10 protein-coding genes are annotated in these 23,187 nt (G+C 49.8%); 9 read left to right on the top strand and 1 reads right to left on the bottom strand.

The window, feature by feature from the left end:
* The first annotated feature begins 7 nt into the window (after nt 1-7).
* From M6D81_RS08860 to M6D81_RS08830, 7 genes are all read left to right on the top strand, one after another.
* Nucleotides 8-991 carry a carbohydrate ABC transporter permease gene (locus M6D81_RS08860; RefSeq protein WP_262676507.1) on the top strand — a complete coding sequence of 328 codons (984 nt, stop codon included), beginning with the start codon at nt 8-10 and terminating at the stop codon, nt 989-991.
* Between the two features lie 29 nt (nt 992-1,020).
* Nucleotides 1,021-2,322, top strand: a complete 1,302-nt coding sequence (locus M6D81_RS08855) for a right-handed parallel beta-helix repeat-containing protein (protein WP_262676506.1) — start codon at nt 1,021-1,023, stop codon at nt 2,320-2,322.
* A 69-nt stretch (nt 2,323-2,391) separates the two neighbouring features.
* Nucleotides 2,392-4,212 carry a hypothetical protein gene (locus tag M6D81_RS08850; RefSeq protein ID WP_262676505.1) on the top strand — a complete coding sequence of 607 codons (1,821 nt, stop codon included), beginning with the start codon at nt 2,392-2,394 and terminating at the stop codon, nt 4,210-4,212.
* 202 nt (nt 4,213-4,414) lie between these two features.
* Nucleotides 4,415-7,978, top strand: a complete 3,564-nt coding sequence (locus tag M6D81_RS08845) for a stalk domain-containing protein (protein ID WP_262676547.1) — start codon at nt 4,415-4,417, stop codon at nt 7,976-7,978.
* Between the two features lie 32 nt (nt 7,979-8,010).
* Nucleotides 8,011-17,721 carry an S-layer homology domain-containing protein gene (locus M6D81_RS08840; RefSeq protein ID WP_262676504.1) on the top strand — a complete coding sequence of 3,237 codons (9,711 nt, stop codon included), beginning with the start codon at nt 8,011-8,013 and terminating at the stop codon, nt 17,719-17,721.
* 688 nt (nt 17,722-18,409) lie between these two features.
* Nucleotides 18,410-19,153, top strand: coding sequence for a YggS family pyridoxal phosphate-dependent enzyme (locus M6D81_RS08835; RefSeq protein ID WP_262676503.1), 744 nt, complete (start codon nt 18,410-18,412; stop codon nt 19,151-19,153).
* A gap of 21 nt (nt 19,154-19,174) precedes the next feature.
* Nucleotides 19,175-20,404: a benzoate/H(+) symporter BenE family transporter gene (locus M6D81_RS08830; RefSeq protein ID WP_262676501.1), complete on the top strand. Its 1,230-nt coding sequence runs from the start codon at nt 19,175-19,177 to the stop codon at nt 20,402-20,404.
* Between the two features lie 14 nt (nt 20,405-20,418).
* Here the strand turns inward: M6D81_RS08830 and pdxR are convergent, their stop codons facing one another.
* Nucleotides 20,419-21,852 carry a MocR-like pyridoxine biosynthesis transcription factor PdxR gene (pdxR, locus tag M6D81_RS08825; RefSeq protein WP_262676500.1) on the bottom strand — a complete coding sequence of 478 codons (1,434 nt, stop codon included), beginning with the start codon at nt 21,850-21,852 and terminating at the stop codon, nt 20,419-20,421.
* 229 nt (nt 21,853-22,081) lie between these two features.
* Here pdxR and M6D81_RS08820 point away from each other — a divergent pair, with 229 nt between their 5' ends.
* Both M6D81_RS08820 and M6D81_RS08815 read left to right on the top strand, forming a co-directional pair.
* Nucleotides 22,082-22,450: a CidA/LrgA family protein gene (locus tag M6D81_RS08820; protein ID WP_262676499.1), complete on the top strand. Its 369-nt coding sequence runs from the start codon at nt 22,082-22,084 to the stop codon at nt 22,448-22,450.
* Entirely contained in the window at nt 22,425-23,120 is a 696-nt protein-coding gene (locus tag M6D81_RS08815) for an LrgB family protein (RefSeq protein WP_262676498.1), read from the top strand. The genes M6D81_RS08820 and M6D81_RS08815 overlap by 26 nt, the downstream gene beginning before the upstream one ends.
* The last annotated feature ends 67 nt before the right edge of the window (nt 23,121-23,187 follow it).

Raw genomic sequence — 23,187 nt, 5'->3', positions numbered from 1 at the left:
AGATACGATGAAAATCGGAGTTCCGGTAAAGTTGAAGTCCCGCGGAAGCAGTCTCTGGAATGGCCGCCGATGGAAGCGCGGATTGAGGAAAACCCGCAATTTGCTGATCGGCAGCGAGATCAATAACGGTCTTGTCTTTAAATTGTTCCTGTATGCGATCTTCATTGTCACCTCTTATATTTACATGAATCCGATAATGCGGATGGTCGTCAAGATGGTGATGGACGTGAAGGATTTGCTCGATCCGACCGTAACTTGGATTCCGTCCTCCATCTATCTGGGACATATCGAGACGGCCTGGCATTTGTTGAAGTACAACAAGACGGTTCTGATCAGTCTGGTCGTGTCGACGACAGTGGCCGTCTTTCACTGCTTCTCATGCGGCCTGGCCGGCTATGCGCTGGCCCGTCTCGAAGTGCCGATGAAGCGGCTCGTTACGTTTTTGCTTATTATCGCTTTCGTTATTCCGCCGCAGGTCATCGTATTGCCTACCATTGTCGCGTATAGCGAATTGAATTTGAGCAATTCGCTGATTACGCTGGTTATTCCCGCTTTGTTCGGCTTCGGGATGAAGGGGGCAATGTTCGTCATTATTTATCGGCAATTTTTCATGACGCAGCCGAAAGAACTGGAGGAAGCCGCGAAGATCGATGGAGCGAGCGTATTCCGGTTTTATCGAAAAGTGATGATTCCGCTTTCGAAGCCTGCGATGCTGGTCGTCTTCCTGTTTTCCTTCGTTTGGACGTGGAACGATACGTACTTGCCGCGCATGTACTTGACCGCCGCTGAGAATGTGCCGCTGGCTGTGGAAATGTCCCGGCTTGGAGGAAGTGTAGGCGAATTTATTATCAAGTACGATCTGCCTTTGTATATGGCGGAGCCGATCCGAATGGCCGCCAGCTTCCTGACCATCTTGCCGCCGCTGCTTCTCTATATGTTCGCCCAGCGATATTTCACGGAAAGTGTGGAGAGAACGGGTCTGGTGGAGTAACAAAGAAAACAAGTAAAGGTGGTGTCGCCGTGAGTCTGTTCGAAGTGAATGTGGGTCCGAAGGAGGCCGACTGGATCGGAACGACGAACGAGGTCATTCAGGGGGCCGTCGATCAGGTTGCCGCAGCGGGTGGAGGGGTCGTCCGCATATTGCCGGGTACTTATGCGATGTACGACTCCCTCCACTTGCGCTCTAATGTGACCGTGCGAGGAAGCGGGAGTGAAACGGTTCTGTGGAAGCCCCCTTCCGTTCGTTCGAAGGTGCTCTATTCCAATGGCTACGGATTGTATTCGGTTTCCGTAGCGGAGCCGGATAAGTTCCCGATAGGCTGCGGCGTTCATATTACCGATGACCGGGCCGTCGGCTTTTATGACACGGTCGCAACCGTAACGTGGATGGATGGGAATGAATTGGGCCTTTCGCAAGCGCTCAATCATGATATTGGCGGACTGGCGAACGGCACGGTTACGTCGGTATACCCGATCATAAGCGGCCGCGCCGTGGAGAATGTCATCGTGGAAAGCCTGGTCGTCGATGGCAATGCCGCGTCCAACGCCTATTTGCACGGCTGCCGGGGCGGCGGGATTTTTTTGCTGCGGACGGATCGGCTGCAGATCAAGGATGTCCGGGTGCAGCATTACAACGGTGATGGCATCAGCTTTCAGCAATGTGTAGATACGCTGATCGAACGTTGCTGCTGTACAGGCAATACAGGCAGTGGACTTCATCCTGGCAGCGGCTCAGTCGGCTTCGCATTTCGCGGCACCAGCTGCCTCGATAATGGAAAGGACGGAATCTATTATTACTGCCTGCGCGTTTCGTATTCGCTATGCGAAGATTGCGTCATCGAGGGCAACGGCCAGGACGGATTGTCGATCGGCCATCGGGATACGGACGTGGTCATTCGCCGAAATCATATCGCTTCGAATAGCCGTCACGGCATTTATATACGTGAGGATCAGGATGGGCTATCCGGGCAGCGAACCTGGGTAGAAGCCAATGTATTCCGTGACAATTGCCGCTTGGCGGGCGACGGCGACATCTGCTTCGCATCGGAGGTGGACGATTTCCATATCGTTCGCAACGAATTTCACCCGGTTGGACGAGGCGGCTCGAACAAGACGGCAATTCATTTGCAGCAAGCGCCGAGGGGCATGGTCATTCACGACAACTTGATCGAGAATGGCGAGCTGTTGAACGCCGTTGACCCGTCGGTGCGCGAACGCATTTTGCGGCACGATTGCAATTCGTCCAACGCGAGCGGGTTGCATCGGATACCGCTTGAAGCGGTGAGGCATCTGAACAAGGTGACCGACAGGAGCTTGCCGTAGCGGCTCCTGTTTGTTATAGGCGGCTTTCGGGTCGCCATCATTCCAGAACATGAATAGGAGGAATAAATTATGACGGAAAAACGAACCTCGAGCTCGGAACCACCGCACACGACAGAGCCTAATAAGGGTATGATCAGCAGAAGGAAGATGCTCGCATCACTGGGCGTTGTCGGTGCTTCCTTCGCGGCGGCCGGCTTGACCGGAGGGACGTTGCAGGCGTGCGCTTCGTCGGACAAGGACAAAGACAAGGACAAGGGGAACGTGGTGAAGGTGAGAAGCGTGGACGATTTAAGAGCCGAGATCGACTCTGATGAAAGCTACGTCTATTATGTTCAGGATCGTGGATTGGAAGGCCACTTCTACTACGATGAGTCTGATACGACATCGCCGGATGACGGCGTTGAAGTGATCGTCTCTACGTCGGGGAACCGCTTCAAGCGGATTTTCGCCTACCAATCGACGGGCGACGAAACGGGTTTGTACGAATATGCAAGAGTGAAGCCGATTCCCCCGTCCGGACAGATTGCCAATGAAGCGGAGACGATCATTCCGTACAAAGGAGCGCTGTATTGCTTGTTCAAAGGAAGCTATTCCTTGGAAGATCAGTCCTACATTGTTGTTATACGACCGTCCGGCGACGGCGTTCTGAGCGTCGCATCCCGAACCGATCTCGGCGTCGGCGCCAATGCCAGAGCAATGGCGATTTACAATGACAATCTGTTCGTCTTTACGAATGCTGCGCTCAAGGTGTATCGGATATTGGATGGCGGCCTCCAGTTCAAGCTCGATTATGTTCGCAAGTTCGGCGGCTGGATGCAGACGTGCACGATCATTAACGGCAGACTGTATGCGCCGAATTGGGAGAGCGGCACGATCGATCGATTCGATCTGATCAACGGAGTGCCTTCAAGAGAGACACGTTTTACAATCGGGGGCAGCGGGAATGCGTCGATCGTGACCAGCGGTTCATTTCACTACTTAATCCGGGCTTCGGCAACCGATCATGTCGTCCGTCTCGATATTGATCAGAACGGAGATGTCATAAATAGAGGGAGTCATACGATTCCGAACGTCGCGCTCCCTCGATATGCAACCGCTTACAATGGGGTAATGACGATTGGCGGATACGGTGCCTCAAGGACGGTGGCCGTCGATATTTCAACCGGCACGCCTGTCGCCCTAGACGATTACATCAATATGCCCACTCATGTGAGAGCTGGCAATTATTTGATCGGGCGGGCGTATGGCGGTGCGTCAGGAATGTTTCAGGATAAGACGGTGAAGGTTCGGATGTCGGACGGGGCGGTCGAGGTCGTATCGGACCAAGGAATCCTGTATCCGATTATGTACAAATCAACGGTGTTCGCCTTCTTGTCCGGCCTGGACGGCAAACACCCGAATGCCCGCCCGAATGACTCGGCTTTGGGACAGGAAGTTGCCTGCTACTCGACCGATGCGCTGAAGAAAGGGATTGAATTTCCGGAGTGTCCCGGAGACTATGCGTATATCGATTCCTTGAAATATTCCAATGTCAAGAATTTTGCCCCTAATGAGGTCATCGCCGCGTTCAAGAGCTTCAGTCCGGTCAAGTTGGGGTGGCTCCGGGTGAAGCTTTCCTACACGATTATAAACAATCAGAACGTACCCGGGGATTCGGTAACGAGGGAATCGGTGTATACCTACTTCAAGACGAACAGCGGTTCCTGGTCGTTGTCGATTCCGGATGTTGATCTTGCGGAAAGCGGCGCTTTGACGGCCCGGCTTGATTTCCACGCATCCGGGGCAGACGCTTATGTATCGGTAAGCGAAGCCTTGACCAATGCTTTCATCGATATGAAAATTGATTATTATTTGCTGAACCGCGATACAGGTTCGTTTTATCTAGTGTAAACGAGGTTTAAATTGAATCAGCGAGACCGTTCGGGGCCGGACCCGGGCGGTTTTTTTATAGTTGATTGTGCCGTCGCAGTTTTTTTGCAGCGTACTACTTTAGTAGGACTACTAACTTGGAGCGCTCCTTGTATAATGCAGAATGATGTCGAAATACGGTTTTGCATTCAATACTGGAACAGGAGTGAACAAAGCATTGAACATGCGCATATGGAAGCCGATATTAGCATGCAGTATGAAAGTCATGTACAGGAAGTTGCTAGTAGCGGTAATGATGATAACGCTAATTGGAAGTACGCTTGCAGGAGCTGCGGGAGCCGAGAGGGCTACGGGTAATCTGGAAGCTGTCGGGGATATAGAAGTTGCCGAGGAGTTAATGACAAGTGTAGCTGTATTCGCCGGAAATGGTGATTTCGAGGATTGGGATGGCGCTGCATCGGAGGCTTCCTTCCGCATGCCTCAAGGCATGGCTGTTATGAAGGATGGTTCTGTACTCGTGGCGGACAGCAAAAACCACCTCATACGAAAAGTGTTGGATGGAAAGGTCTCGACCTATGCTGGCTTCATGTTGGAAGCGGAAGCTAGTGGCGCTCCTAGCGGAGGCTGGAACAACGGAGCAAAGCAAAACGCTGTGTTCAACGCTCCCTCGGGCATGGATTCGGATGCGGTAGGAAATGTATATATCGCAGATACAGAAAACCATCTCATTCGAAAAATATCCAAAGATGGAGTGGTATCCACCATTGCGGGGGACGGCATCCTTGGTCTCGAAGACGGAATCGGCGAAGGAGCGAGGTTCTACCATCCACAGGATGTGGCTGTTGCTGCGGATGGGACCTTGTATGTCGCGGACACGTTGAACCATTTGATCCGGCGAATTGCACCGGATGGAGGGGTCACTACATTGAATGCTCCTTCGGAGCGTGTAGTTGAAGTTATTGCCGGCAATGCGGTCCCAGCGGGCGACTATGCAGACGGCGAATTGTCAGCGTCCAAGTTTAATGAGCCTGCCAGCATTGCCATCGACAATAAAGGCAATTTATTCGTAAGTGATACAGGCAATCATCTGATTCGATATATAGATTTGGCCGAAGGTACAGTGACTACGGTAGCGGGCTTGTCTCAAGGGGAGGTGCCCCTATATGAGAAGAGTGCATTGTATGCAGAAGGTGGATACGCGGATGGAGCCAGCGAAGAAGCTCGGTTTCAATCTCCGAGAGGCATTGCCCTCACGAAGGAACAAGGGCTGATTATTGCGGACAGCTTGAATCACACGATTCGCTACCTTATTAACGGTCATGTCAGTACAATTGCCGGGGTGCCTTCGCTATATGGTGATGTAGATGGCATCAACGGCCATAACCTGCTTCACAACCCAACAGATGTTGCTGTTCTGCCAGGCGGCAACTTGCTTATTGCGGACAGCTATAACAACAAGATACGCGAACTCGAATTTTATGAGCTTCCTGACAAGCTGCCGTCTAACGATCAAGTGAAGGTTGTGCTGGAAGATGCCCTTATTAGCTTTGATGCACAGCCTGAGATTGCGAAGGGACGTACAATGGTTCCAGTTAGAGCGTTAAGCGAAACGATGGGCTATAAGGTTAGTTTTGACGATAATGAACGTACGATTAAACTAACCAAGGGAGATAGGACAATCGTCCTTCAAGTTGGAAGTCGTACGATCATTACTGGAAATGCAGCAACCAATTTAAAAGTACATCAAGAGATGGACATATCACCTTATACAAAAGACGGTAGAACCTATGTCCCGGTCAGATTTTTTAGTGAGGCGTTCGGGACAGACGTCAGATGGGAGAAGCATACAAGAACAGTTATTTTGCGAGAAATAAATGAAGAAATAGATAAGCAGCCTGCAGCTGATCACAATTCCAGACTAGCGAGGCTTGAGCAACTTAAAGGAACGGTATGGATTAGTCAAGCCGGAGGGGCGCTGGCTTACAGAGCGTTTAACGGCACCACTCTCCATCAGGGTGATCGTATCCTTACCGAATTTAACTCAAGTGCGATATTAAAAACGATTGATCGCAAAGATGAAATCACAATTGGCGAAAATACAGAGCTATACGTAGCTAATTTAAGCAGTGTGTCAAAAGCAAAGCATACAAGCTTTGTTCTGTGGAGCGGGTCAGTTGGCGCAAGTGTGTCTTCATTAGTTAGCAGTGAGGATACATTCAAAATAGCGACGCAGAAAGCTGAAGCTCATGTTCGGGGGACACATTTTGTCGTGGGGATCAATCCCGTAACAGGAACATCCACGGTTTTTGTAGGAAGCGGTCTAGTACAGACCAACGGAAACGGACCGAGTCAACAGTCTGGCTTCGTGTACCCGTCGCAGCAACTAACATTTATGCCAGGATCAAGTGCTGAAAGGGCTAGTAGACCCATTTTGATTGACCCAGGCATCCTTGTTCATTCAGCTTCGCCGGAAATCATTGAGGCGTTGTTAAAGCAGAAGCAACAGATTGATAAAGAGAATAAATCATTATTGGAGAGTTTGACAAACGGGACTGGTGACAATCCATTCGACCCGACTCAAGGAAACTTGGATCAATTCAAGAATAATCTGGATAATCTGATCGCTAATATCGTGAAGCAAGCGCTCGATCAAGGGAAAATCGACAGGGACCAATTACAGAAAATGATCGATGCCCATAAGGGGGCTGACCCAAAAATCGATTTGGAAAAGGTTCAGCCGCTTCAATTAACAGAGCAACAAAAGCAGGAGCTGGAAAGACAACAGCGGCTTAATGAAGCGCTAATGAAGAAGATAGAGGAACAAAACAGGCTGCGAGAACAGGAACGGAACGAAGCGGCGAAAAGTCATTCTTCCTTGCTGAAAAGAATAAAAGAAGAAAGAGAACGGTTAGAGCTTGAGAACAAGAAGCGACAAGAAGAAGCTGCAAGGCAGGCGGAGGCGTTATTGAAGCAAAAGCTTTCGGAGGAGGAAAAACGAGAATTCGAACAGCGAAGGAGAGCGATGGAGTTGCAAAAACTGCAACAAATTGCAGCACAGCGCCCAACGGTTCCGACACCGACGCCGTATATCCCGGCACCAGAGCCAACACCAGAGCCAACGCCGACGCCGGAACCGACGCCGACACCAGAGCCAACACCAAATCCAACGCCGACTCCGGAACCGACGCCGACACCAGAGCCGACACCAGAGCCGACACCAGAGCCAACGCCCACTAATCATGCGCCTGCGGTCATCAATCCGATAGCCGACAAAATGGTGCATTCGGAAGTGCCTTTTGAATTAAATGCGAATGAGGTTTTCCACGATGCAGATAACGACATGCTGACATTCACGGCTAGTTCGAGCAATACTGCTATTGCAAATGTTGAAGTAGTAGGCTCTTCCATAATCGTCAGACCGAACGGTATGGGCTCTGCAAGGATTACAATTTCTGCGGATGACAGTAAGGGCGGAACGGCGGAGACCTCCTTCCAATTCGGACTTTATTCCGTCATTGCAGATTTGAGAGCTGAAGTATCAGTGGATTTTGCCGAGTTGTATTGGGAGCAGGTTTGGCATGATGGAGAAGAAAGTTTGAACTATCACGTTTACGTGGATGATAAGCTGCTCGATTCCACCAATAGCACGACTATGCGGCTTACAGAATTGAAGCCAGGCACAGATTATATGGTGCGAGTGATAGCGGTTGATCAAGAGGGAGATATCGTGGCCTTCGCAGAGCTCTCAATGACGACGGCAGATGAAGCATATAGCGGTGGACTATAACAAACAAATATTAAAAGGAGAGAAACGCAGGCATGAGACTAGCATTTCAATTTAAAAAAATAGTGATCAGCATGCTGGTACTCGTACTTGTTACGACAAGTATTACGACATCAGCATTCGCAATGACACCTGATGGGGAGGAGGGGCGTACAGCTTCGAACAATACGGAGTTGTTACGCCTCTTGGAGGAGGAGTATGGCGCCGAGCAAGCGCCCGCTATGCTGGATACGATTGAAAAGCTTGGTTTGATAGATTCCAACGGCCAGCTATTAAGCTATTCTATTTCTTTGAATGGCAAGAGCTATACGTTAGAAGAAATGAAAGGGCTGCTAGCCGACAGCAGTACCGACTTAACGCAAATCGCTGAAGTTGATGGCGAGCCGATTACGCTTGCCGCGATCAAGCAGATGATTGCAATCGAGGAGCAATTATCGGCGTTAACGGGCGATGGAACGGATACTGGACCTAACTTGACCAATGAACACCTTGACAGTCTGGATTCGCTGTTGTCGCAGGTTGATGGCGAAGGTGGATTGCGGTTTGTCGATGAGCTTGGCAATCCGGTCGCAAGTGTGGGCGGACTAATGGCAACAGGCTCGGATTATGGGGATGAGACCGTTGTCTCGGTTACGAAGATAGAGGAACCCACCGATGTGGCATTCACAGAAAATATTCGTTTCACATTTCAATTGAACAAAGCGCAAACGAAGATCGTGTCCTTTTCCTACGAATTGATGCCAAGTACGCTTAATATCCAGCCACGGAACAATCAGATCGTGAAAGGAAAGGTCGAATTCCAACCTGGTGAAACGACCAAGACGATCGCGATTGGAGGTTTATATGTACAAAGAAATATTATAAATAGTTATTGCGTAGGCGGAAGGGCTGACTTCTCCGGGACTATTGAAGGTTATCGCGACAACGTCTGGAATGACGAAGCCAGAGCAGATTTACTGCATGTCTATGATTTCAATAACTTGGATCGCATAGATTTTGAGCAGCTCGAAGTCAGTCGGGAGTATGCGTCTTTTACCCATTCCTATGAGGGCGGCGGATATGTTTCCTTCACATTGGGTCGCGGAGGCGGACGCTTTCAATCAGATTCTTTGAATGGTGTTGGCTTCACAGACTGCTACTACCGCGGGGACCGGGCTGCATCAATGGCAGATCCCGTCATGAATGAAGTCCACGCCAAGGAAGGGACGTATACGACAGGTCAGATCGTACCTATTAGGGTGAACTATAGTAATTCGATCGCACATGATGAGCAGGGCGATCCCATGCATATGCCTCGATTGCAGCTTGCAGGGGGAGGAATTGCTTATCCAGATGTGATGCCATATGCCGAGGGTAAACCTACCTATATATGGGAAACGGGTCTGTCACTAATTAGCGGATATATGGCCGTTGTATCGAAAGGAATGACACTGGCAGATTTGCAAGTGGCTGCAGCTCTGGATGAAACCGCGCGGGTTCAATTGGGACCTGTCGCATCAGAACATCGCACCATTGCGAACATACCATGGGGTCAAAGTTTTACGAACACTCCGAATATTGTTCTCGACTATGCGCGTGGCGATGCCTTTCAATCGCTAACGCTGGACAAAGCCAACTATACAGGGGGACAGACGCTGAAGGCAACGCTTCAGCTGAGCACTGCGGGCGGAGAGGCAGACTGGCTGATCGATGGGGTAACGACTCCCGAAGATATCGCCAAGCGAGTAGCCATCTCGATTGGGGATCGGTCTCAAGGGTTGCTGGACTTGCAATGGAAGCTTGGGGAAGATGGGCTTCCGCTGTCTCCGCCTATATTGGAAGGCGAGATTAAGCTGACACAAAGCGTGTACGACGCGCTTCAAGATAGTGATGCAACGATAGACGGCAAGCAGCTTCGGGCCAAAATCTACTATAACCGCAATACGAAACCGGGAGAGGTAGAAGCAGGCAAGCCAGAGGACTTCGGAATGCTTGGCAACCAGACGGTTAACTTTCAAATCACTGAACCGAAATATGTAACGACAGGTGATTTGTCGATTACGTATCCGGCATCATGGCCGTCGGGCACCCCAAACATCGTAAATCTAATCGATGCTACAGCAACGAAGCTTGGCTTTACGTTCCCGCAAGATGCGACGTATGCTACACCTGATCAATTCGAATGGCGCAGCAGTGATTCTGCCGTAGCCGGAATTACAGCGGATGGCACGATCATTCCCAAGAAGGTCGGCACAGTCGTCTTTACGATCATAGCCAAAAACAACGGCGAAGCTCCAGAAGCTGCATTGGATTCACAGCCTGTTACGATCAGCGCTGACGGATCCGCGGCAGTCGTTGTACCGGACTTTGCCAATCGTGTATTTGTTCATAAGAACAAGGATGCCAATGTCATTTGGTCCACGAATGTAATGGATCGTTACAAGGAGCTTGCAGGTGCAGGCGGTACTGCTCAGGATGCCAACTTCAAGCTTGAGCTCTACAATGGTAACTTCGACGAGAGTCAGCTCGCGGGCCAGCAGCCCATCCAAACTTGGGAAGCTCCTGCCAACTCGGAGTTAATCAACGCGACAAGCTTTATTGTTCCTGGATCGTTTATGAAGGATATTTCGAGTAACCAAGTACCGAGCTACACCGTTCGGATCAGTACGGCAAATCCAGAGAATCCTCTATCCACGCTTGCTGCTATATCTTACATCGTCGTAAAATCGGAAGCTGCAATCGTAACATTGGATAAGTCGGTGGGACAGTTTGTGCTTGATCAAGTGGGTACGCTGCCGATTTCCTGGGAGCTTGACCATTTCGATCCCATTAATAAGGGAGAATTCGAATTCCAGGTAACGAAGAATGGAGTGCTTATCCCGGAAACGCGTATCGTATTTGACAAGACGACAGGCGGGTTTAGCGACTCGCAAGCTTCGGCAACCGGAGGAAGCTATAGCTTGAGAATTGATCCTGTAGCGAGTGGCAAGCAAATGAAGGATGTGTACGCCATTACGTTAGCCGTGAAGAATAGTATGGATTCAACGTGGTCCTACGATTCGTTATTTTTGCAAGTGTACAAGAGCGATGCCTTGACTATGCAAGTCGATGGACAACCTGTTTCTTCGTTTACAATGAGTAATATCGACAGCATCAAGGGGATGACTAGCGATCAGATTCTGGCCTTGAAGCGGAATATTACGCTTAACAATGAGCTTGGCATCAATCATAAGGATTACGAGGATATGGGCGAGATCACAGACCAGATTGCATGGAAATCCAGCGACAATGGGGTCGGGGCGATCTATCATCGCAGCAACGGCTATGTAGAGGATATTGAGAAGTTCAATAACACATCCTACCAGCCGAAGCAAAAGTTTTTGTTGGCTGGTCTGAATGACGGCAAGACGACGATTACAGCGACGCACGCCCGTACAGGGATGAGTACGGAGCTGGATCTGACTGTAGAGACATTGAAGGACAAATTATATCTGTTCCAGGTGTATCCCAAGACAGAAACGACTGTTACGTATACGAATGGCGATCATGTAGAGAAAACGGTAAAAACGGATGCGAACGGTGAACTTGCGTTGTACGAGGAGAATGGTATTGCAAGTGACGTGTATGTGACATCCGTATTTGACGGCACGACCTATACAGGTGTGTACAGTCAGGATCGTCTGCTGACACAGGAAGGCAATCCGGCTCAGCTTGAACTTTATCCAATCAATATATTGCAGCTTCGTCAGTTGTCGAAGGTAGAAGTATTCTTCAAAACACCGGATGGCCAACCTTACACAGGCAAAGTGACTTACCGTGGCGGCGTATATAAGAATGGCTATTTTGCCGAAGCGACAGAGATCGGCGGCGCAGGTGTTACGAAAGACCTTGATGATGATGGCAAGCTTGAGATTATTTTTGATACGACAGATTATTATTCTATAGAAGCTGGCGAGAAGAACGCAGCGGATTTGTCTGCCAAGGACAAGCTTGAATTTATAATTGAAACCCAATTCGACAATAACTTATATCAACCTAGCTTATTGTCATTCGACGGGGATGCAAGTCCGATTGATCGCATTACGATTGGAGACAAGATTGCTCGCTTGCTTACTGTGGCGAATCAGCAGCCTACTCCTGTTATTGTCAATCAATATGTGACAGACGGGGGAGACAGGTTCAAGACAGACATTCGGGATTATAGAGGGAAATTCGGACCCAATAATGCTTACTCCACCATCAATATGACTACTGAGCTGCTGTGGTGGGGCGAGACGGTCGATAGCGGAGCATACGCAGTTTTGCAGGATGCCAAAGATTTTGTACCGCAAGGTCAGTCCTACGAGACGATCAAGTATCCATTCTCGGATATGTGGGTGACCCGGCATGTTCAGGTCATGAACGAGGATACGATGTGGCTTGAGAAAGCAAGGTCGGGCGCGATGTATTTCAAATTATACGACCAATCGGGCAGCTTCCGGAAAAGCTTCGCTCCTTCGCCAACGCCAGTCAACATGATCGGAGTAACCGAAGTGAGTACTACACAATTGCGCACCAGTCTGCGCAAGCTGAAGGACGAGATCGACAACACGAAAGCAAGCACGGCGGGACCGAGCAACAACGATAAGATGGTATTAGAGACGCTCGGACTGCTTGGGAATATTAAGATGGATGCCGGCCCGATTTCCATGCGAGTGTACCCGACAGATGATCCGATGGTGTACAAGATGATTATGTCGGCATCGCTTAACAAGATGGCATCCACGCAAGGCAGCAGTGACGTTCAGTTCTTCCAATCCAAGAACAACTTCGCACCTGGTGCCGGCGATTTGTACCAGATTGCAATGGGCAGCTTTGTGGAAGAGCAGAAACGGCAATTTTCGATGATCAATAAAAAAGGCAATTCCGGGACTGATATTCCATTCAGCGTAGGCGGCTATTATATCGGAGAAATTAAGTACAACGTGAATACCGATTCGTGGGAAGCAATCGCCCACGGCGGCGCCTTCAATGCGGGAGGCGGCTTCGAATATTCCCAGGTGTGGAACGTTCAAGCAGGCATCGTGCCCGTTACCTTCTCTCTAACTATCGGCGGAGGACTCGAGGTCGGATTCAAAGCTTCTGTACTATTCGATGAGCTGCCGGGCCTGCCTTGGGACAATCCTGACTTGGACAGTGTCAACGATTATCTGACTTCCATGCGCATCATTGCCTATATCGAAGCGTTCGGCGGAATTGGTTTTGACTATTCCATCATTGCCGCCAAGATTGGTGTGTTCGGCAGAATTACTTTGGAGAATACGAGCACATGGTTGAATCGTGATTACTTGAAGAATAGTAACGACAGAGTAACGTACGGCAATAAGCTGACACTGGAAAGTGTCGTTGGTGTTCGCGTTGTTCTTAAATTTTTGTTTATTTCGATTAAGCACGATTTTGCATCGCTTCGTTACAGTCATTCGTGGTTGTCGAAGAACTGGAACAGTATTCAAGACTATTGGAAAGAGAACGCAACTGTACCGCTGTCTGCTGCCAATGTAGAAGTAGCCATATTGGCTTATATGCGCTCAATCGGTGAAGACCCGATGCAGATGATTAGCTCTCAGACATTAGAGGATCGAAGCTACCTGACTGAATATGAACGGAAGTGGCAAGTGTCGGCAAGCTCGAAGCAAAGGCTGCTTGCGGGCGGATCGACCGGACCGACCGGACCGGAACTGTTGCAGACCAATGCGTATCCGTATTCCGATCCGCAACTATCCGCAGATGGTACGATACTCGTCCACCTCTCCGACAATAACAGTGCCAATGTGGAAGACACGGTTGCCGCCTGGGCGGTTCGCAATAATCAGGGAGGTTATGATCCGCGCGGCGAGATCGTTACAGATGCTTCGCTCAAAGGCTATGGCGATACCGGGCTTCAAGTAGCAGGTGAGGACAAGCTGATTGCCGCTGTCTGGGTGAGGCAGAAGGATAAAATTACGAAAGACGCAGGAGAAGAGTTAACGAATTCCGACATCTTGCTCATGAATAACAGCGCAGAAATTATGGCTTCTATCTATGACGGAACGAAGTGGACGACACACAGGCTAACGAACAATCAAACACCGGACGTTGCGCCAATTGTCTCCGTTGGCAATGGCAAGGTAGTCGTTGCCTACCGCAGCGTATATTCATCGAACATGGATAATCCGCTCGATTTCTCTGAATCGGACAGCATTGCCTATACGGTATATGATACGGCCAGTGGATTGTGGAGCGACGCTGAGACATTATACAACGGTACGAATGGTACTGTAATGGGGATGTCGGCAAATACGTTAACAAGCGGAGAAACTGCGGTGGTCTATACGGTTAACAAAGGGAACGTTCATCAAGTTCCTGCAGACGAATATGTAGCCGGGACGGATAATGAGATCGTATATGCAGTTATCGACACTGAGATGGATGACAATGCACAAGCCGTTTCTTGGAAGACGGAAGGCATCATGAAAAATCTTCAGATCACCAATGACCGCAACGCCAATGAGAATCCGCAGCTTACAAGCGCATTTTTCGGTGATGGGGTGGAGCGCTTCGTTATCGCTTGGCATACAACAAGTGGTGTCGGGGAAGATGTGACAGAAGATATTCGAATGATGGCTGTCAACCGGGACGGCGAAGTGTACACGGAATTCATAGATAGTCTGAGCGCTGTGAAGTCATACAACGACGTCAAGATCAATCCGAACTTTACATTTGTATCCATGCCGCAGGCTTACAAGCATATTGATCGACTGTCGCTCATATGGAAGGAAGCTCAGGTCGATACGACTGCCGCGGAGATGATTAGCCGCGATGTATTGAAAGCTGTGAAGTTCGGCATGGATAGCGGGGAATTGTATTTGTCAGGCGCAATGGAGCTTGGCGCAATGCCCGACTATACAACGATCGATACGATAGCTGCTTATACTGGCAATAGCACAGGCACAGAAATTAGAGCAGTCATGCTGGGTACGACATATACGACCGATACACATGTTGTAGGCACGATTACGCCGAAGGAAGAAGGCGAAGCAGGCGGGGAAGAAATTCCTGTTACAGTGTCCAAGACAGTAAGCGCAATGTACACGGCAACAGAAACTTTCCAGAATCGATTCAATGCCGATTATGTTGTATTCAACCCAGGCGAGGTGGTAGCGGGCTTCGACTTGCCAGTCCAGTTCAATGTCGTCAACCAGGGCATGACCGCCATACAGAGCGTGGATATTACAATTAACGGAGGGCTGACAAGTTACGATAACATGTCGCTAGTTCCCAATAGCGGAGAGAGCCTGATCGCTTATCATACCGTACCTTCACCCATTGCGGATGCCGCTTATCAAGTTGTGGTTACCTTTGCGGATGGGGAACAACAATCGACAACAGGCACATTGAAGCTAGATACGCCGGATACGGGAATATCGAAGGTTAAGGTGATGCAGGAGGCAGATGGGAAGCGTACTTTGTCCATTCCAATCTATAATAAAAACGGCACTACGCTTAGCGGCAAGGGCAGGGTCGTTAAGGTTGCGCTATCCGAGAGTAACAAGTACGTGGATGAATCATTAATTGGCAAAGTCATAGAAATATCGGATTCCGATGATTTAAGCTTAATCGATCAAGGAGCTTATGTAGAAACGGTGGAGTTCGACGTAGGTGCGTATCTGACCAAGCATGGTCTGCAGGAAATTCCGGATAACGGGATTGCAGTGTATATGCGAAGCTGGGTAGAGGACGCTCAAGGTCATGTGCTTAAGGAATTCGATGAGTCGGATAACGAAGCAAAGATTATGATCGATAATCTGGCGGTTAAGCATAACGAAAATCATGTACTGCTGACGCTGGAACAGACGAACAGCGCATCGAATACGAACGTGAATTTGACGATGCAAAATATGAATATGGCGCCTGTTGCTTCAGGCAACGTGCTTATTCATTTGCTCGACGCAGAAGGCGATATTTTGGAAACCCAATATGTTGCGCGCGATGCTGCCAGTCTACTTTCCTTCTCAGCAGAAGAAAAGAAAGCAGCAACGGTTCAGTTCAGCCAGGCCGGTGAATCGGTTCGAGGAGTGTTTTTTCACGAAAGCACAGATCAACTGGATGCGACATTAAGCTCGGTTAAGCTGAGCGGCATTGCGTTGGATTTTGATCCGAACAATACGGGCTATGCCTTGCATACTACGGATATGACGGGAACGCATCTCGTTGCCGTGGCATCCAATAGTGAGGCGACAGTGTCCTTATTGGATCGCAATGGCGAGGTGATTGACTCCAATAAAGGCTTCATCGCTATAGATCAGCCGTTAAACATGTCTGCTGCAGGAAGCTTGAATGAATGGCAGGTTGAAGTTCAGCCAGTCAGCTCTTCAGCGCAGAGTATGACGTATCAGCTTGCGGTTACGAATACAGAGTCCTCGAGGCCGCAGTTGCAATTGGTCATGAAGGGGACGAAGGGCGCCGACGGGCGATATAGCGGCAATGTGGAGGCAGTGCTGTCACCATACACAGTTGATGGCTTCGATATTGTTAAAGCATTGTATAAAGTGAATGACGGCAATTGGGTTGAGGTTGCCTATGATGGAAAAGCGGAGAAAAGCTTGGAGACCATTTCAGCTGAGGGCGTTCATAAAGTTGCTGCCAGAGTGGTATTGGCAACGGGATTGACGTATGATCTGGCAACGGCTGCTTTCGAGATCAAGAAGGACGTTGTTCCGACGCCGACACCGACGCCGACGCCGACACCGACACCGACGCCAACAGCGACACCGACGCCGACACCGACGCCGACGCCAACAGTGACACCGACGCCGACACCGACGCCGACACCGACGCCGACGCCAACAGCGACACCGACGCCGACACCGACGCCGACAGCGACGCCGACACCGACGCCGACACCGACGCCGACGCCAACAGCGACACCGACGCCGACACCGACGCCGACAGCGTCACCGCAACCAACGCCGAATCCAACATCAAACCCAACTCCAGGGCCAACTGGATCGCCGGAGCCTACCCCGGAGCCGACCGTAACTCCGAAACCTACTCCGGGGTCTACAGCTACACCGAAGCCGGAGGAGCAAGAGACGTCCGTGTTCAACAGCGATCTTATTGATGGGAAGGCATTCCTTCAATCGCTGAAGGACCGACTTCTTGCAGCAGGTAGCGAAGGGAAGACATTCTCAGATACCAATAACCATTGGGCCAAAGAGATGATTCAATGGTTTGCTAGGCTGGGGGCCATTAATGGGTACCCGGATGGCAGATTCAAGCCTAATCATTTCATCACTAGAGCTGAATTCGTGACGATGATTACCAGATTATTCGCGTTCGAATCGAATGATAAGAATGCCGTTCGGTTCACAGACGTACGTGAGCATTGGGCGAAGCATAGTATTGCAGCGCTTGCGAAGCATGGAATCGTGAAGGGCTATCAAGATGGAAGCTTCCATCCGGATGCCACGATTACACGCGAGGAGATGATTGCAATCATCATGCGACTCGTTAACGAATCCGCATTAGCGCAGGAAGAGAATGCAAAGTTCGATGATTGGTCACGTGTATCGACCTATGCACAACATTCGATTACGGCAGCAGCAAAAGCGGGCATTATTCAAGGCTATAAGGGGGAACTTCGTCCTAAGGGAGAGGCAACCCGCGCCGAGACTATAGCTACGTTGTGGAAGCTATTCATGCTCCAATCAGATATGAAGGAATTGATGGATGGTTCGCCAGACAATTAGAACGGAAAACCAATTATAAACAGCAGCACAGACCAAAACGATGGTTTGTGCTGCTGTTTTTTTGCAATAGCGTATTAAAATTCGAGTTGAATTCCTGGAGCGCCGAAATGGCGTATGCGAGCCGGAATAGTGTAGGAATCCTACACTGGAACGCCGAAATGGCGTATGCGAGCCGGAATAGTGTAGGAATCCTACACTGGAACGCCGAAATGGCGTATGCGAGCCGAAATAGTGTAGGAATCCTACACTGGAACGCCGAAATGGCGTATGCGAGCCGGAATAGTGTAGGAATCCTAGACTGGAACGCCGAAATGGCGTATGCGAGCCGGAATAGTGTAGGAATTCTACACTGGAGCGCCGAAATGGTGTATGCGAGCCGAAATAGTGTAGGAATCCTACACTGGAACGCCGAAATGGCGTATGCGAGCCGAAATAGTGTAGGAATCCTACACTGGAACGCCGAAATGGCGTATGCGAGCCGAAATAGTGTAGGAATCCTACACTGGAACGCCGAGAAGGGGCGTGCTAAAAGAGAGTAAATTAAGATCTTCAAAGGACGCCGCTTGGCGTTTTTTTGTTTTGGACTGCTCATAATCTCATTTATGGATATTTATGACCAATCCAATGGTTGGTATATTAGCATAATAGTTTGGTTTGACAAATTATGATCTGAAAGAAGGTAGCAGCCATGGAGCAGCTAGTGGAGGAAAACCTCCAAACCGTTAGGCGGCAGATGGAGTTGGCTTGCCGCGATTCTGACCGTCGTATAGAAGATGTGAAATTGTTGCTGGCCACCAAAACCGTTCCGCTTGAAAAATTGCACAGGGCTATGCAAGCGGGCGAGACTTTATTCGGCGAAAATAAAGCGCAAGAGCTGCGGTACAAATTCCCGCTCATGCAACAGCACAAACAGGCAGAATGGCATTTTATCGGACATTTGCAAACGAACAAGGTGAAGGATGTTGTGAAATATGTGACACTTATTCATTCCGTGGATCGTCTGAAGCTGGGACAGGCATTGCATCATCAACTCACGAAAGAGAATAAGACCATGGATATTCTGGTGCAAATCAATACGTCCTATGAGGAAAGCAAGTTTGGAGCCTCGCCAGAAACGGCGACAGAGCTGGTAAAACAATTGTCCCAATTCGATACATTGAACATTAAAGGCTTGATGACAATTGGCAAACTCAATGCCACAAACGAAGAAACGCGACATTGTTTTCGATTGTTGAAGGATATGCAAGCGCAAATAATAAATGAAAATATTCCGCATGTGGAAATGGACGTTCTCTCCATGGGGATGTCCAGTGATTTCAAAGTAGCTATTGAAGAAGGAGCCACGATCATCCGGGTAGGGACGAGCGTTTTCGGGCAGCGGTATTTTCCGGATAGCTACTACTGGAATGAAAACATGCGCGGGAACGATTAGGAGAGAGGCAGGAGAGCAACGATGAAGGATGTATCGCATTCACTGCGTGGCCGTGATTTCATATCACCCGTCATAGCCGCCTTAATATCTGTTATTGTCAACTACGGCGGTACGTTTATTCTCGTTTTTCAGGCGGCCAAAGCAGCCGGTTTAAGCCCCGCCATGACAGCATCATGGATCTGGTCCATTTCTATAGGAGTGGGTGTAACCGGGATTTGGCTGAGTTATCGGTATCGAGAGCCCATTATCACGGCGTGGTCAACGCCAGGTGTTGCTTTTCTTGTGTCGGCGTTGGCGGTCACACCTTATCCAGAAGCTATCGGCGCTTACATAGTTTCTGCAGCAGGATTTATCATTTTAGGGCTATCGGGTATGTTTGAGCGTTTCGTCCGGCTTATTCCATCAGGCATCGCTTCAGGCTTGCTGGCGGGTATTTTATTGCAGTTTGGCATATCAGCCTTTGAAGGAGCGAAAGCAGACCCCCTACTTGTCATTTTATTGTTTGCCGCTTATATCTTATTCAGACGTTTTTCGTCCCGGTATGCGATTGTGGGCATCCTGATCGTGGGATTAATTTACTTGATTAGCATGGGAAAAGCGGATTTCAGCACGATCAGCCTAGCAATTGCATCGCCGATTTTTGTCGTTCCGGAGTTTTCAATTCATGCGCTATTGGGTGTAGCGCTGCCGTTGTTTATTATTACGCTGACGGGGCAGTACATGCCCGGTATGCTTGTTTTGCGGAATGATGGCTTCCAAACGAGTGCGAATCCGATTTTAACCACAACAGGCTTGGGTTCCCTCATTGCCGCGCCATTTGGTTCGCATGCTTTCAATGTAGCGGCTATTACTGCCGCAATTTGTACAGGGAAAGATGCACATGAGGATTCGTCAAAGCGCTATATTGCAGGCATTGCCTGTGGCATTTTTTACATGATTGTTGGCATATTCGGGGTGACACTGGCTGCATTGTTTCTAATTCTCCCCGCGACCTTTATTGCAACGCTGGCGGGTCTGGCCCTACTCGGCACCATAGGCGGCAGCCTTGCCAATGCCTTGACAGAACCCAAGGGTCGTGAAACCGCACTGATCACTTTTTTGGCGACAGCGGCCAATGTAACCTTGCTTGGCGTTGGCGGCGCATTCTGGGGACTGGTTGCAGGATTGGCCGCTCATCTGCTGATTCATGGGAGATTGAACAAGAAGAAGTACTTTCCAACTTTAACGCAACAAGCCAATCAAGATCGGTGATAAGTCAAGGCTGCTTATTTCACCAGTAGCCTTGACAAGCATTCAATGCCTTGCTCAATGGCGGCTTCATCTACTTTGGCGAATCCAAGCACCCATCCCTTGCGATCACTTTCCAAACAATATTTGCTGAGCGGATAGATGCGAATTCCTTGTTCAAAGGCTATCTTAGTCACTGCTTTATCATCGTACGATCGAACAGCCTCAAGAAGCATATGCAATCCGGTCTCGACACCGCTTAATGTAAAGCGTTCACTCAGACCGGTTGCGGCAAGCGCCTTCGTCATGGCTTCGTGCCTGCGCCGATAGACATTGCGCACTCGCCTCATATGGCGCATAAAATGGCCTTGTTCAATAAAATGTGCCAGCGTTAATTGTTCCATAATGGGAAGATGACGATAGGTCAATTCTTGAACCCGAGCAAGCCGATGAATAGCTTCATGCGGGCCGATGATGGCCGATAACCGAATGCCGGGTGCAATCATTTTGGAGAAACTCATCATATACAACGTATTCTGAGACCGCTGGCTGAACAAGGTAGGAAGAGGAGCTCCGCGGTACCGGAATTCGCTGTCGTAATCATCCTCTACAATCCAAAACGGTGATTGTGCACCCAGGTGCAACAATTGTTGCCTGCGTGGTTCCGACATGATCACACCCGCTGCACACTGATGCGATGGTGTGACATACACAAGTCTGGATTGCGGGTGTATGCGGTCAACGCAAAGGCCGAATTCATCGACTGGAGCCGATGCAACTTGCATCTTCCGATAGCTCATCGCCATCCACGCGGCAGGGAATCCGGGATCTTCAACTGTGACGGTATCGCCTTCCTGCAAGAGGGCTTGGGCAATCAGATCAATGCTGTGCTGTGCGCCGGAAGTCAACAGAATTTGATCGACGTGCACATGAACGCCTCGTTCAAGTGACAAGTATCGCTGAATTTGTTCCCGAAGCGGCAGAAAACCCATGGCATCGCCATATGCCCAATTAGTCAAATCGGCGTCTGTTGAAGCCTTTAAAAAGGAATGTCTCCATTTTTGCTGAAATTGTTCATCCAAATAAGGCTCATGAGGAGTGAAATCTATTTCGGGCATCCCCTTTTCCTTATTGCCGAACCAACTGTGCAAATGGCCAACGGAAGCATTCAGCAAGGGGAGATCAGGCAGAGCAGGCCCTTTCAATTCCTCAATCTCGGATGGAGGTGCCGCACAGATCACTTTATTAACCCTTGTCCCGCCCCGACGTGAAGTGACCGTATATCCGCGGCTGAATAACTCCTCGTAAACAATCTGTATCGTAGAACGCGAAACGCCTATAAGTAAAGCGAGCTCACGGGATGGGAGCAGCAATTCGCCCGGCGGCCAATTTCCGGTTGTAATATGATGGATCGCTTGATCCAGAAGTTGCTGCCAGATGGGACGATCGTCATTACGGTCTACTTTGAGCATTTTTTCACCGCCTATGCTATCTTCCGAATTTATGGATGGGTAGAATGCTTGGAAATAGTAGATATGAGTCAATCCATTGGTTGCAATACTAGCATAGCAGTCATTCGTTTGGCAACTCTTTACGGGAACGGTCAGGAACGCCCCCTTGCGAGATGGCTTGCAGCTTTCTGCCGGAATCCCTTTCGCTTATAATAGACCCATAAGCTCGGGGGAAAGCAGGGATTGCGATATGCTAGGATTTATCATTTTTATACTATTTCATTTGGCGGGCATCGCGCTGGAGAAATGGCTGCACATCCCGTTGCCGGCCAACGTCATCGGTATGGCGCTGCTTGCAACGGCGTTGTTCACGAAGATCATTAAGCTGGAATGGGTGGAAGGCAGCTCGCAGTTTCTGCTGAAGCATATGGGGTTCTTTTTCATCCCGGCCATTGTCGGCACGGCTGCGTTCGCGGATCGGCTTCAATCTTACTGGTTATCTATTGCCGCAAGCATTGTCGTCAGCACTCTTATGACGATGCTGGCTACGGGATTGGTCGTGAAGTGGCGGCACGGGAAGGGGACGGACAGGGATGTATCTGAATCACATTCTGCATAGTCCCTCATTCGGCCTCCTGCTGACTTTGCTCTGCTATATAGCGTTTGTTTGGCTGAAGGGGAAATGGAAATGGCGCTTTATTCATCCGCTTATTTATGCCTCCGGCGCCATCATGCTGATCATATGGCTTAGCGGCTTAGACGGCGAAGCCTACAAGATAGGGGGAGACTGGATCAGTTGGGGGCTGGGCCCCGCTACGGTGGCGTTGGCCGTTCCGTTATACAAGCACGCTCCCGTTATCCGCAGCAAGCTGGGGGCCGTTCTGGCCGGCATTACGGTCGGTTCTGTTCTGTCGGCGGCGGCTACCGCCTATCTGCTTGCGGCTGCTGGAGCATCGGCGGACATCGTGTATTCCGCGATTGCCAAGTCTTCATCGGCGCCGTTCTCGATCGAGATTGCAAGCAGGCTTGGCGGCATTCCGGAGCTGGCGGCAGCCTTCTCGGTGCTGACAGGGCTGTTCGGCAGCCTGGCCGGCCCCGCCTTCCTGCGCTTATGCGGCATCAAGAGCGATATTCCCATTGGTGCCGCCGTCGGGACGGGCTCCCATGGCATCGGTACAGCACGCCTTATGGCCGATTCGGAGCTGCAAGGAAGCGTAAGCGGCTTTTCCATGGCGTTCGCCGGAATTGTCACTTCCATTATGATGATTCCGATTTATTTGTTTCAATGAATGCTCCCGTTTCGGTTGAAGTAGGGGGTCTGAGAGAAGTTTTTAAGTTTAGAAAGAGATGGCGCTT

The sequence above is a fragment of the Paenibacillus sp. J5C2022 genome, from assembly GCF_025567625.1.
GTDB lineage: Bacteria > Bacillota > Bacilli > Paenibacillales > Paenibacillaceae > Pristimantibacillus.
The sequence above is the reverse complement of the archived record's forward strand: the minus strand, read 5'-3'. Positions and strand labels throughout refer to the sequence as shown.